We start from the raw sequence: 12,980 nt of genomic DNA, 5'->3' as shown, positions 1-12,980 counted from the left end.
ACTGTTTTTATCTTCATCCTGGCGTTAATCAGAGGCAGAATCGTCGTATCAGAGATCTCAGTAGCTCAATGGTTGGATGAATTCTGTCCATGGAAAGGTACTCATCAGGTTGGTGGGCCTGATCAATATCACCCGGCCCCAGCACCACTGTATCCATTCCCATCCGGCTGAAGAAGGGCGCTTCCGTAGTGAAAGCAACGGATTTTGCTGAATAGCCTGTTAAACTTTCGCAGGCTTTGATCAGGGGAGAGTCAACAGCGCCCTCAAATGGCTCAATACTGTCGTGAATAGCCGCCAGAGAAAATTTTACATTGTCGGCTCTGGCGATGGGGAGAAGACGCTGTTTCAGAGTCTCTCGCAGCTCCCGGCTGTCCATGCCGGGCAAGAGACGCACGTCGAAATCCAGATCGCAGTGGCCACAGATCCTGTTAGGATTGTCGCCACCATGAATGCAACCAAGATTGATGGTAGGCGTAGGCACAGCAAATCCGGGATTATTGTATTTATGGGCCAGTTCTTCCCGGAACGTCATGATTTCAGTAATCACTTTATGGGCTGTTTCCATAGCATTCCTGCCAAGTGCCGGGTTGCTGGAATGACCGGACTGCCCGAGAATCCGGATGCGTTCCATCATGATACCTTTATGCATGTAAACAGGTTGCATACCTGTAGGCTCACCCACTACAGCGTAACGGCCCTTGGGTTTGCCAGCAGCTGACAGGGCTCTGGCACCGTTCATTGAGGATTCTTCGTCCGCTGTTGCCAGAATAATCAAGGGAGCCTTAAGGGGGGCTTTAAGATAGTCTTTCACTGCCTCCATGACGAGACCAAAGAATCCCTTCATGTCGCAGATCCCCAGACCATAAAACCGGTTATCGGATTCGTTGAGTGAGAAAGGATCGAACTGCCAGAGATTTTCATCGTATGGCACGGTATCGGTATGCCCGGCTAACACCAGCCCACCGGGACCTGAACCCAGGGTGGCAATCAGATTGGCTTTCAGCGGTGTTTCCGGAATGGGCATGATCTCACAGCAAAACCCCATGGCTTCGAGCCAGCTAGCCAGTTCATGAATCACTGGCATATTGCTCATATCCAGCTCAGGCTGTGTGGAACTGACAGAGGGAATCTTTATCAACCGCGACAGGACTGCTTTCAGATCAGGTTGCTGGATTCCAGTCATTATCAGGCCCTTGATTCTAAATGTTGGAAAATTGGACAGAAAAAACAAATATGCCAGATCATCTGACTGTCAGACTCCTGATACTGAAATCAACAGCCTTTTCAGCATGATAACAGCCCTTCTTATGGATAGGTACGTGAGATTAGGCCTCGGGCTCAAATACTGCAAAGGGCTCGCAGAAGAGCCCTCTCGTTAACCAAAAATAAATTTCAAGATATGGAAGAAGACAATAGCAAGGAAGGCCCCGGCGGGCAGCGTGATTAACCAGGACATAAAAATAGTGCCAATCACTCTCAAGTTAAGAGCACCAATTCCTCTGGCAAGACCAACACCTAACACGGCACCCACCAGAGTATGAGTGGTGGAAATGGGTAGTCCAGTGCCTGAAGCCAGCACCACGGTGGTTGCTGCTGCCAGTTCTGCTGCAAAACCTCTGCTGGGGGTTAGCTCAGTGATTGCTGTACCTATGGTCGCCATGACTCTATATCCATAGGTGGCCAGACCCACCACAATACCTCCAGCCCCCAGAAGCAGTGCCCAGCTTGGCATGGCCGCTTTACCGGTGATTTCACCGCCACTAATAACAATACTGGCCACAGCAGCCAGAGGGCCTACCGCATTAGCGACATCGTTGGAGCCGTGGGCAAAAGCCATGGAGCAGGCGGTGAATATCATCATTACGCCGAAGACTCTCTCGACACTGGAAAAGTGGAAAGCTTTGTCGGCTTGTGCATCTTCCTTGATTTTGGAAAGTGCCATTTTTCCGGCCAGCATGACCAGCAGACCAATCAATAGCGAGAGCAGGCTGCTTTCCTGATAATCCAGAGGCAGACCAATATGCTTGAGCCCTTTAGTCAGGGTCACCATGGCCATCATAAAACCAACCAGAAACATATAGATTGGTACATAACGTTTGGCATTTCGGAAAGGGTTGTCTGTATCCAGTATGAGTTTCTGGACGCTCATGAAAATCATGAAGGAAATAAAGCCAGACATGATCGGGGAGACAACCCAGCTGGCAACGATTGAGCTGACTTTTCCCCAGTTCACGGCATCTACCGAGATGCTGACAGCCGCAAAGCCGACGATGGCACCAACAATGGAGTGTGTAGTCGATACCGGCCAGCCGTAATGGGTGGCAACCAGTAGCCAGGTTCCCGCAGCCAGCAGGGCTGCCATCATGCCGTAAACCAGCAGCTGTGGATTCTCCAGTAGTGCTGGCATGTCGGGATCAATGATCCCTTTTCTGATGGTATCAGTAACCGATCCTCCGGCCAGATAGGCGCCCAGAAACTCGAGGCAGATGGCAATGATAATGGCCTGCCTGATGGTCAGAGCCTGGGAACCGACCGAGGTTCCCATGGCATTGGCGACATCGTTAGCCCCCACGCCCCATGCCATGAAGAAACCAAACAGACAGGCCAGAACCAGCAGTATCGTTCCATACTCAGCGATAATGCTCATGGATGTTATTCCAGTCAATAGAGTTAACGGGCAAGCAGCAATTGAAGATAACTGCCAACTCTTGATGCTCGATCTGCCAGGTCACCGACCCAGTCAATAATTTTGTAGAGGAAAATGACATCCACAGGTGGGAGGTCTTTTTCCAGTTTGAATAGAATTTTTCTGACTTCAATCTGATGTTTGTCGGTATCGCTTTCTATTTGGTCCAGCTCTTCAATGAGTTCTTCGACCAGACTGACTTCCCTTCCCCTGAAGCCGGTCTCAAGCAGCTCATCAAGTTCATCCATGGCTCTGACTGCCTGAGCAGAAGTGGCGATGGAGCGCTTCAGGTAGTCAAGAAAAGCCTCTCTCATTTCCTGGGGTATCATCATTTGTCTGCCCAGCACAATGCCTGCAATATCCTTGGTCCTGTTCGCTACTTTATCCTGCACTGTCACGATCTCCAGAAGATCATTTCTGGGCACTGGCAGAAACAGGCTTTTGGGCAGGGAGAGGCGAACATTCTTTTTGATGACATCAGCCTCGTGCTCCAGTTCTACGATGGTTTGCTGAATACTTTCAACTTCCTGCCAGTCGCCTTCAAATGCTGCTTTGAAAAACGGTTCCAGCTGTATGGCGCATTCGTGCGCTTTGGCTATATGTTTTTGTATCGGGCCAATAGGAGAGCGGCCAAATACACTTGATAGTAGGTTGCTGGTTGGCATAGTCGCAGACCTTTTGGGTTGAATTTATGATGGGCATATTGCCCGTCGTCTATGGCGAACGACTTACAGAACTCGCTTCCTATCCTGTCCACTGGAACAGGATAGCTGATCAAAAATTATAGGAGCTGACTAAAATTTGTATACTGTAATGCCTATTGCATCTCAAGTATTTCGACCATTCACGCGCTCGTTTCTCATAACAAACTTTTCTGCTTAGAGTTAAAATGAACCTTTTCAAGTCGTCGGTCAGCTAACCCATGAGTACTGAAACAGAGTTAAAGTTGTCGCTGCCACAGGAGCAGATACCTGTCCTTAAGACACTACCTTTCTGGAAAAAGTTCACCAGCTCGGCACCTGAAACGTTTCATTTGGGCAATACCTACTTTGATACGGCTTCTCTGACACTGAATCAGGCACGGGTTGCTTTGCGTATCAGAGAGAAAAATGGTCAATTTTTTCAGACGCTGAAAACCAGAGGCGAGAGTATTAACGGGCTGACTCGCCGGGGAGAGTGGGAGTGGTCAATAGAACGCCCGGAACTGGATATTGCGGGTTTACAAAAGGTTTGGCCAGAAGCATTGGGAGCCTTGACTTCAAAGGACCTGATACCGCTCTTCTCAACCGATTTTGAGCGAACCTGCTGGCGGGTAGAGTGGTCTGAGCCGACAGCCAGAGTTGAGGTTGCTTTGGATTACGGTCATATTTGCTCAGGTGATGAAAGCAGTGTCATCTGTGAGTTGGAGCTGGAGCTGGTGACAGGTGATGAAAATGCGCTTCAAACGATTGCTGATCAACTGGCAAAAGCCATTGATTTGAAGCCGACAGACAAGAGCAAAGCAGAGAGAGGGTTTGAATTGCTTCAGCGAAGCTGAGGTCTCTTCGCTCAGATACTTATGAAGCTGGCCAGTACCAGAACGGTTGCCAGCCCTGACAGAGCCTGAAGCAGCGTGGCCAGGGTGAACGACTTAAACCCCGTGGCCGGACTGATTCCGGAAAACTGGGTCACTACCCAGAAATAACTGTCATTGGCATGGGTAACCAGCATGGAGCCGCATCCTGCCGACAAAAAGGCCAACAGTCGACCATTGTCGGAGTCCAGGCCCAAGCCAGGCAGTAAGGGATCAAGCATCGACGCGGCACTGATTAAAGCTACAGTGGAAGAGCCCTGCGCGGTTTTGAACAGTGCTGCTATGAGAAATGGCAAAATCAGCCCAAGACTCTCTGGCAGCCCTTCAGCAATTCTGGCAATGTGTCCAGTCTGAGCCAGTATTCCCGCAAGTGCGCCACCGGCTGTAATGATCAAAATAATCATTGCGCATGAGTGAATACTCTCACTGAAAATCTCAGTGAACCCGTTCTTGCATTGGCGAATCAATGGCAGGCTGGCCAGCAAACCCAGAAACAGCGCATTGGCAGGTTGTGAAAGGAAAGTAGCCCAGCTCTGCTCTTTATTGCCTGCTTGAAAGTTAGCCAGGGACATCAGTAGCAAAGGTAAAAAGATAGGGATAGTAGCTGCCCAGACGTTTTTGTGATGGGGAAGGTCTGATTGAGGGGGAGTACCAACCATTTGGCCCTCATAATCAGAAGCTGGCTCATTCAGCCAGCGGGTGACCCAGTTGCCCCACAATATGGCTACAAAAGTGGATAAGAGAGCTACTCCCAGCGCCCAGGGAATCACCAGACTGGGAGATATTCCCAAAATCAGGGTTGCCGCTGCAGGGCCGGGTGTGGGAGGGACCAGAGAATGGGTTGCAAACAGGCCTCCCCCAAGAGCGACGCTGAGAGAGATCGGGTTACACTTTACTCTCCGGGCAACAGACTGCCTGATACTGTTGAGCAGGATGAATCCAGAGTCACAGTAAACAGGAATCGAAATAATGTATCCGGCAATCCCCATAGCCAACGCAGGGAAACGATTGGCGATAGAAAAAATCAGCTTCTCTGCCAAAAGAAAGGCTCCCCCCGATTGCTCCAGAATATTGCCCAGCAATACACCAAAAATGATCAGGAGAGCGACATCGCCAAATGTCTTCCCCATATCATGAGATACCAGGGGAGTCAGTTCAGAGATCGGTATGCCTGAAAAAAAACCTGCCGCATAGGCGCAAATAAGCAGAACGATGAATGGCGAAAACTTGAAACGACCAATGAGTACCAGAACGACGGCTATCAGTGAAAGTATGAACAAAAAGCTATGCAGTATTAATAGGTCCACAACGAAGTTTCTTTAGATAATGGTATTGATTAAAAGGGAGTATAGAGGGGAGAGGGTCACCCCGTATCCAGCATGCTGTTTATGCAGGGCATCAGTCGGGGGGGATTCTGGCGATATACTTAATTGAACGATTGCTTTAAGCCTGAATTTTACTATAGGCATAAGCGGACGGTTTAGTGGAGAATACATAGATGGAAAATTTTTCAAGGTAAGAAGGAAACAACAGTGCCCAGTGTCCGGGAGCCGAAGTCAAACGCCAATAAATTCAGGGCTTCACTCAAGAACAGAGAACTCCTTCTGGATCTGCAGACGGTGGTCTCTGATCTGGTTCAGACGGGTCGGCTCAGGCCACCTGCAGCTGATGAAATATTGGCTCGTCATCGCAATGCTGATCAACTTAAGCTTCACCCTCTGGAGTACATTGCCTCACAGGCGCTGAAAGATGCCCGCAAAGGCGGCTCTCTCGATCTCGATACGTTGATGCTCTGGCTGGCGAATCTGTCAGGTCAGGAATATTTTCATATTGACCCATTGAAAATCGATGCCACGGCCATTACTCCGGTCATGTCTCACGCTTATGCTTTACGACACCAAATTCTGGCGGTAGAAGTCACGGCTGATGAGATTGTTATCGCTTCAGCGCAACCCTGGCACAGCGGTTGGGAGGATAATCTCAGGCATACTAACCGCAAGGAAATCCGGCGAGTTGTTGCCAGTCCGACTGATATCCGAAGATACACCTCGGAGTTTTATCGACTGGCACGTTCTGTTCTGGGCGCTAATGAACAGAATGGCGTTCAGTCCACTCAGCTGAACAGCTTTGAGCAGATGCTTGAGCTGGGCAATATGAAAGCTCCGGACGCCAATGACCAGCACATTGTCAATATTGTGGATTGGCTGCTCCAGTACGCCTTTGAGCAGCGGGCCAGTGATATCCATGTTGAACCCAGGCGAGAGCAGACTCATCTGCGTTTTCGAATTGATGGGGTGTTGCACCTTATCTATCAGATGCCGGCCAAAGTGGCTACTGCCGTGACCAGTCGTCTGAAGATTCTCGGTCGAATGAATGTGGCAGAGAAAAGAAAGCCTCAGGATGGTCGGCTCAAAACCCGCAACCCGGATGGCAATGAAGTCGAACTGCGGCTTTCAACCTTGCCGACTGCGTTCGGGGAAAAACTGGTGATGCGGATCTTTGATCCGGATGTTCTGGTCAAAGGATTTCGAGAACTGGGCTTTTCCAGAGAAGACGAACGTCGCTGGACTCATATGACTGCGCAGCCCAATGGGATTGTTTTGGTCACAGGCCCTACCGGCTCAGGTAAAACCACCACGCTCTATTCGACTCTGAAAACTTTGGCCACCGATCAGGTGAATGTCTGTACCATTGAAGATCCTATTGAAATGGTGGAATCCAGCTTCAACCAGATGCAGGTCCAGCATAACATTGATCTGACGTTTGCCAGCGGTCTGCGTGCACTTCTACGTCAGGACCCGGATATTATTATGGTGGGGGAGATTCGGGATCTTGAAACCGCTGAAATGGCGATTCAGGCGGCACTGACCGGTCATCTGGTGCTTTCCACTCTGCACACTAATGACGCACCGTCCGCAATAACCCGTCTGCTGGAGATTGGTGTTCCCCACTATCTCATCAAAGCTACGGTTCTGGGTGTTATGGCTCAGAGGCTAGTCAGAGTTTTGTGTCCTTCCTGCAAACAGTCAGTAAAATTCGACAAATCCGGTTGGAAATCCCTCACTCGCCCCTGGTCAGTTCCTGCACCAGCGCAGATCTTTCAACCTGTGGGTTGTGTGGAATGTCGGGATACCGGCTACAGGGGGCGAGCGGGTGTTTATGAGTTAATGCCTATGTCTCAACCTTTGAAGGATATGCTGGCAGAGAATGCCGATATAGAGAGTCTTCGTCGCCAATCTATTAAGGAAGGTATGTACAGTCTTCGTCTTTCCGGAGCTCAGAAAGTCGCAACAGGATTAACAACCATCGAAGAAGTAATGAGGGTGACGCCAGACCAGCAGCACTGACTGGCTCTCAGCTACTGAAGGAAATGCTTGAAGTCTCCCACTGACTATTCGATATTAATATCTTAAGTGACAGTGGAACAGTCGAATAATAATGAAAATACTTACCCTTACAAGCTTGCTTTTATTTCCTTTTGCGGTTCAGGCGCAGAAGGTAATGGAACTGCAACCAGCCGAAGCACCTCAATCATTTGTTGAGCAGATGCAGCAGAATTTTGATCCGGCCGTGGCCGATCTTGTGCTGGAGTCCTATTTGAACAGCCTGCTCAAGGCAAACGCTATCAAAGATGGGGCCAGAAAATCATCCATAAAATATTCTGTAAAGGCCAACCGGGAAGGTGAGTTGGTGGTGACTCGCTATCAGCAACTGGAGCAGGGACTGGTCAGAAACAATAATACCCTGGTAGTATACGGCGTTGGTCATACTTTGGAATCAGACTGTTCCAGCATTGAGCAGCGTTGCTGGATTTTGTACCCCGATAAGGATGAGCGTTGGGTTGAAATAGAATATGCACCCAAAGCCATAAGGGAACTGGCCAAAGGAATGGGATTACTCATCAAGGAACTGCAGAGGTGATTTCAGGCTGCGGACCTTGAATGGGTCAGGCTAAGCATCTCTTTTGCGTGGTTGAGCGTGGACTCGGTCATTTCGACTCCACCCAGCATTCGAGCGACCTCTTTAACACGACGATCGCCATTCAGGCCGACAATCTCGGTGGAGGTTTTGGCATTGCGGACCTTCTTGCTAACGTGCAAATGCTGATGCCCCTGTGACGCCACCTGAGGCTGATGGGTGACACAAATTACCTGACTTCTTTCCCCCAGCTCCCTGAGCATGGCTCCGACGATTTCCGCAGTTCCACCGCCAATGCCGACATCCACTTCGTCAAAGATCATACTGGGGATATGAGAGGTTTGAGCGGTTATCACTTGAATGGCCAGACTGATTCTGGACAGTTCACCACCAGAAGCTACTTTGGTTAATGCTCTGGGTGGCTGACCCGGGTTGGTCGTTACCAGGAATTCGATGTCTTCAGCACCATTGGGTGAGAGAGTGCTGCTCTCTACCGGTGTCAGGGCAATGACGAACTGTCCGTGGGGCAAGCCCAGCAAGGCCATACGCATGGTGACTTTTTTCTCAAGCTGTCTGGCTGCAGATTGACGTTTTCCGGATAGTTTTTCGCTTTGGTTCTGAAACTCGGATTTCAATTCGATCAGTTTTTGTTGTAACGCTTCAACTCGTTCATCGCCGAACTGGATGCTCTCCAGCTCAGAGCTGAGGGTGTTTTGTTTTTCCAATAACGCTTCGGGCTGAACCCTGTGCTTTCTCGCAAGGTCGTATATAGCGCTGAGACGTTCATCCACATCCTGCATTCTGGCCGGATCAGCATCAAAATGATCAATGAAGTGATTGATTTCCCCTACCGCTTCCTCGACCTGAATCTGGGCAGAGGACATCATCTCCAATGTGTTGCTGATGGCTGGGTGATCCATGTCCAGATCGCCCAGACGCTGCAGACAGACAGACAGTTGCTGGAGAATGTTGCCGGTCTCATTGTCGGAGCAAATAGTGTTGATCTCATGACAAACCGAAAGAGTGCTTTCAGCATGGGATAACTGTCTGAGTTCTAGCTCAAGCTGTTCCAGTTCTCCTTCCTGAAGTGACAATTGTTCAAGTTCCTGAAGTTGATAGCTGAGCAGTTGAACTCTTTCATTCTGTTCTTTGCGGTTATGGGCCAGTGTATTCAGCTCATGATGCGTCTGGTTGAACTGATGAGCAATGCAAGCCACTTCGGAGGCTAGTTTTTGTAGACCGGCATAATCATCCAGTAGCAGTCGATGGCTGTTTTTTTTCAGTAACGACTGGCTTTCATGCTGGCCGTGAATATCAATTAACCGCTCACCAATGCCCCGAAGATCGGCAAGGGGAGAGAGTGTTCCATTGATATAGGCACGGGACCGTCCTTCTTTGGTAATGACTCTGCGGAGGATGCACTCATCATCACTGGTCAGATCTTTTTCCCGGAGCCACGCTTTGGCCGCAGAGCAATGACTGATATCAAAAGAAGCCTGTATTTCAGCTTTGTCCGTGCCTTGACGAACGCAATGACTGTCGGTTCTGTCACCCGTGGCCAGACCCAGTGCATCCAGCATGATGGACTTGCCAGCACCGGTCTCGCCGGTAATCACAGTCATTCCGGATTGGATGTCCAGATCCAGCTGGTCAACGATGGCAAAGTTGCTGATGGACAATTGGGTCAGCATGATGAATACCCGCTAGTGTAGCGTGACTGTTTATATATACAGTAACCTGATGTGAGACATTCGTAAAGTTGGAGCTAAAAAAAATACTCTGATTACGACCAGATTGAGACCAGAGCATGTTGTGATTTTGTTCTGCAGATCAGTGTTTTGCGAAATGATCGGTTGCGTTAAAAAAACTGTTTGCAGGTCTTGAATCCAGATTTCGTGACCCAATATACGTTTCATCAAACGATTTGACTCCCGGTCGGAGATTCTGGAATGACAGTAGAAAACAGCAAACCTGATGAGCAGGAAATGGAAGAAGCCACCGAACAGCAGGCAGAAGAAAACTTGCTGAACGAAGAAGGTGGTGTTGAGCTGGACAGTGAAGGTGATCTGACCGACGGCCTTGAGAGTCAGCTGGAAGCGCTGAACGAAGAGCTGGCCAAAGCGAAAGATCAGACTCTGCGCGCTGCTGCTGAGATGCAGAACATCAAGCGTCGCGCTGAGCAGGATGTTGAAAAGGCTCATAAGTTTGCCTTGGAAAAATTTGTTGATGCGCTGATTCCAGTGGTTGATAGCCTGGAAAAAGGAATAGAAAGCGCTGAACAGGCAGAAGGAGCCCACGAAGCTCTTATAGAAGGCATGAAGCTAACACTGAAGCAGTTTCTGGATGCACTGGGGCGCTTTGGGGTGGAGCAGGAAGATCCGAACGGACAGCCTTTTGACCCGAATTTCCATCAGGCTATGTCCATGGTTCCGAATCCCGATGTTGAAGCCAACACCGTGATTGATGTCTTTCAGAAAGGTTACAAGCTGAATGGCCGTCTGATTCGTCCAGCCATGGTCGTCGTTTCCAAATAGGTGATTTTGTTGAGGAATATTCAAAAAAAGAATGTTTCAACAGCCTTGAAATCAAATCAATTGATCCCATATTGATTTCAAAGGCCAAAAACAGCCGCTCACCACTTATTGGCAAGCGGCCCTCAGCTGAAGAATTGAATTACAGAATTGAACTAAAGAATTTCGCTCTGCAAGCAGGGCAATGGAGAGATTGAACAATGGGTAAAATAATCGGTATTGATCTGGGAACCACCAACTCTTGTGTATCCATTCTGGATGGTGAAAAAGCCAAGGTTTTAGAAAATGCTGAAGGCGGTCGTACCACGCCTTCCATCATCGCCTTCACAGACGATGGTGAGACTCTGGTAGGGCAGCCAGCCAAGCGTCAGGCCGTTACCAACCCTGATAATACCCTGTTTGCCATCAAGCGCCTGATCGGTCGCCGTTTCAAAGACGATGTGGTCCAGAAAGACATTCAGATGGTTCCTTACAAGATTGTTGAAGCTGACAACGGCGACGCATGGGTTGAAGTTAAAGGTGACAAAAAAGCACCACCTCAGATTTCTGCTGAAATCCTGAAGAAAATGAAGAAGACCGCTGAAGACTATCTGGGCGAATCTGTTACTGAAGCGGTGGTTACCGTACCCGCTTACTTCAACGATGCACAGCGTCAGGCGACCAAAGATGCTGGTCGTATCGCCGGTCTGGACGTTAAACGTATCATTAACGAGCCCACTGCTGCTGCCCTGGCCTATGGCATGGACAAGAAGCAAGGTGATCAGACCATTGCCGTATACGACCTGGGTGGTGGTACTTTTGATATCTCTATTATCGAGATTGCTGATGTCGACGGCGAGCACCAGTTCGAAGTACTGGCCACCAACGGTGACACTTTCCTGGGTGGTGAAGACTTCGACATGCGTATGATCGACTACCTGGCTGAAGAGTTCAAAAAAGATCAGGGCATCGACCTCAAAGGTGATCCTCTGGCCATGCAGCGTCTGAAAGAAGCCGCTGAAAAAGCCAAGATCGAGCTGTCTTCTGCTCAGCAGACGGATGTTAACCTGCCTTACATCACTGCCGATGCAACTGGTCCTAAGCACCTGAACGTTAAAGTAACCCGTTCCAAGCTGGAGTCCTTGGTAGAAGATCTGGTTCAGCGCTCTCTGGAGCCATGCCGACTGGCGGTAAAGGATTCTGATCTGGATCTGTCTGATATCGACGAAGTCATTCTGGTAGGCGGTCAGACCCGTATGCCAATGGTTCAGGAAAAGGTGGCTGAGTTCTTCGGCAAGGAGCCTCGTAAAGACGTGAACCCTGACGAGGCGGTTGCTATGGGTGCTTCCATCCAGGGTGCGGTGTTGGCTGGCGACGTTAAAGACGTACTGTTGCTGGACGTCACTCCGCTGACTCTGGGTATCGAAACCATGGGTGGCGTTATGACGGCACTGATCGAAAAGAACACCACGATTCCGACCAAGAAGTCGCAGGTGTTCTCTACTGCTGATGACAACCAGAGTGCTGTAACCATTCATGTCTGCCAGGGTGAGCGCAAACAGGCATCTGCCAACAAGTCACTGGGGCGTTTTGACCTGTCTGACATTCCACCGGCTCCACGTGGCATGCCTCAGATTGAGGTCAGCTTTGACCTGGATGCTAACGGTATCCTCAACGTTTCTGCCAAAGACAAGGCTACTGGTAAAGAGCAGTCTATCGTGATCAAAGCGTCTTCCGGCCTGTCTGACGATGAAATCGATCAAATGGTTCAGGACGCTGAAGCAAACGCGGCTGAAGACAAGAAGTTCGAAGAACTGGCGGCTGTCCGTAACACGGGTGATGGTCTGGTACATGCGACGCGCAAGACTCTGGAAGAAGCCGGTGATAAGGCAACGGAAGAAGAGAAGAGTGCGATCAACGAAGCTTTGACTGCTCTGGAAGAGGCTCTGAAGGGGGACGACAAGGATCTCATCGAAGAGAAATCCAAGGCTCTCTCTGAAGCTTCTGCTGGTCTGGTTCAGAAGATGTATGCAGAAGCTCAGCAACCCGGCGCTGAAGGTGCACAGGAGGCTGAATCTTCTTCCGCTGCGGATGACGCCGTAGACGCCGAGTTCGAAGAAGTGAAAGATGACAAGAAGTAAGCCCATTCCGCGCTGCGGTATGAGTTGATTTGGCGGCGCGGGAGCTTTCTCCCGCGCTGTTGTGTTTAAGAGACTGTCTGAAAGGTTTCGCCGATTTTCCAAACAGTCTCTGATTCAATAAATCGGGATCGTTCCCGATGTATGAAAGCGAT

The 12,980-nt window shown here is 49.6% G+C and carries 10 protein-coding genes; 5 read left to right on the top strand and 5 right to left on the bottom strand.

The features are described from left to right. Nucleotides 1–28: 28 nt before the first annotated feature. The 3 genes from argE to KBW69_RS13755 all read right to left on the bottom strand — a co-directional run bounded on the left by argE (nt 29) and on the right by KBW69_RS13755 (nt 3,351). Nucleotides 29–1,183, bottom strand: coding sequence for an acetylornithine deacetylase (argE, locus tag KBW69_RS13765; protein ID WP_257255274.1), 1,155 nt, complete (start codon nt 1,181–1,183; stop codon nt 29–31). A 192-nt stretch (nt 1,184–1,375) separates the two neighbouring features. Next, complete coding sequence (locus KBW69_RS13760; protein ID WP_257275010.1) at nt 1,376–2,647, bottom strand: inorganic phosphate transporter; 1,272 nt, start codon at nt 2,645–2,647, stop codon at nt 1,376–1,378. A 23-nt stretch (nt 2,648–2,670) separates the two neighbouring features. Beyond that, the gene (locus KBW69_RS13755; RefSeq protein WP_257275011.1) at nt 2,671–3,351 is read right to left on the bottom strand and encodes a TIGR00153 family protein; all 681 of its coding nucleotides are present in this window, start codon (nt 3,349–3,351) and stop codon (nt 2,671–2,673) included. Between the two features lie 257 nt (nt 3,352–3,608). Here KBW69_RS13755 and KBW69_RS13750 point away from each other — a divergent pair, with 257 nt between their 5' ends. Further along, the gene (locus tag KBW69_RS13750) at nt 3,609–4,223 is read left to right on the top strand and encodes an inorganic triphosphatase (RefSeq protein WP_257281215.1); all 615 of its coding nucleotides are present in this window, start codon (nt 3,609–3,611) and stop codon (nt 4,221–4,223) included. Nucleotides 4,224–4,234: 11 nt separating this feature from the next. Here the strand turns inward: KBW69_RS13750 and KBW69_RS13745 are convergent, their stop codons facing one another. Beyond that, nucleotides 4,235–5,539, bottom strand: coding sequence for a GntP family permease (locus tag KBW69_RS13745; RefSeq protein ID WP_257275013.1), 1,305 nt, complete (start codon nt 5,537–5,539; stop codon nt 4,235–4,237). 339 nt (nt 5,540–5,878) lie between these two features. Between KBW69_RS13745 and KBW69_RS13740 the strand changes: the two genes are divergently transcribed. Next, nucleotides 5,879–7,606 (top strand): GspE/PulE family protein, encoded by a 1,728-nt coding sequence (locus tag KBW69_RS13740; RefSeq protein WP_257252992.1) that lies wholly within the window; start codon nt 5,879–5,881, stop codon nt 7,604–7,606. Nucleotides 7,607–7,697: 91 nt separating this feature from the next. After that, the gene (locus tag KBW69_RS13735; RefSeq protein ID WP_257252991.1) at nt 7,698–8,180 is read left to right on the top strand and encodes a hypothetical protein; all 483 of its coding nucleotides are present in this window, start codon (nt 7,698–7,700) and stop codon (nt 8,178–8,180) included. Nucleotides 8,181–8,182: 2 nt separating this feature from the next. Here KBW69_RS13735 and recN read toward each other — a convergent pair whose 3' ends face one another. Further along, entirely contained in the window at nt 8,183–9,868 is a 1,686-nt protein-coding gene (recN, locus tag KBW69_RS13730) for a DNA repair protein RecN (protein WP_257252989.1), read from the bottom strand. A gap of 258 nt (nt 9,869–10,126) precedes the next feature. On the opposite strand from recN, the gene grpE reads away from it, so the two are divergent. Beyond that, a complete protein-coding gene (grpE, locus tag KBW69_RS13725) occupies nt 10,127–10,711 on the top strand; it encodes a nucleotide exchange factor GrpE (protein WP_257252987.1) in 585 nt (194 codons plus the stop codon). 197 nt (nt 10,712–10,908) lie between these two features. Continuing rightward, nucleotides 10,909–12,828, top strand: coding sequence for a molecular chaperone DnaK (gene dnaK, locus KBW69_RS13720; protein WP_257252986.1), 1,920 nt, complete (start codon nt 10,909–10,911; stop codon nt 12,826–12,828). Nucleotides 12,829–12,980: the final 152 nt, after the last annotated feature.

It is taken from the genome of Endozoicomonas sp. ISHI1, assembly GCF_024606225.1.
Taxonomy (GTDB): Bacteria; Pseudomonadota; Gammaproteobacteria; order Pseudomonadales; family Endozoicomonadaceae; genus Endozoicomonas_A.
The sequence above is the reverse complement of the archived record's forward strand: the minus strand, read 5'-3'. Positions and strand labels throughout refer to the sequence as shown.

What these genes read in the sequence shown, in the direction of transcription:
- KBW69_RS13735 (WP_257252991.1), top strand. Translation starts at nt 7,698, where the DNA reads ATGAAAATACTTACCCTTACAAGCTTGCTTTTATTTCCTTTTGCGGTT.
- recN (WP_257252989.1), bottom strand. Translation starts at nt 9,868, where the DNA reads ATGCTGACCCAATTGTCCATCAGCAACTTTGCCATCGTTGACCAGCTG.
- KBW69_RS13755 (WP_257275011.1), bottom strand. Translation starts at nt 3,351, where the DNA reads ATGCCAACCAGCAACCTACTATCAAGTGTATTTGGCCGCTCTCCTATT.
- KBW69_RS13760 (WP_257275010.1), bottom strand. Translation starts at nt 2,647, where the DNA reads ATGAGCATTATCGCTGAGTATGGAACGATACTGCTGGTTCTGGCCTGT.
- KBW69_RS13750 (WP_257281215.1), top strand. Translation starts at nt 3,609, where the DNA reads ATGAGTACTGAAACAGAGTTAAAGTTGTCGCTGCCACAGGAGCAGATA.
- dnaK (WP_257252986.1), top strand. Translation starts at nt 10,909, where the DNA reads ATGGGTAAAATAATCGGTATTGATCTGGGAACCACCAACTCTTGTGTA.
- grpE (WP_257252987.1), top strand. Translation starts at nt 10,127, where the DNA reads ATGACAGTAGAAAACAGCAAACCTGATGAGCAGGAAATGGAAGAAGCC.
- argE (WP_257255274.1), bottom strand. Translation starts at nt 1,183, where the DNA reads ATGACTGGAATCCAGCAACCTGATCTGAAAGCAGTCCTGTCGCGGTTG.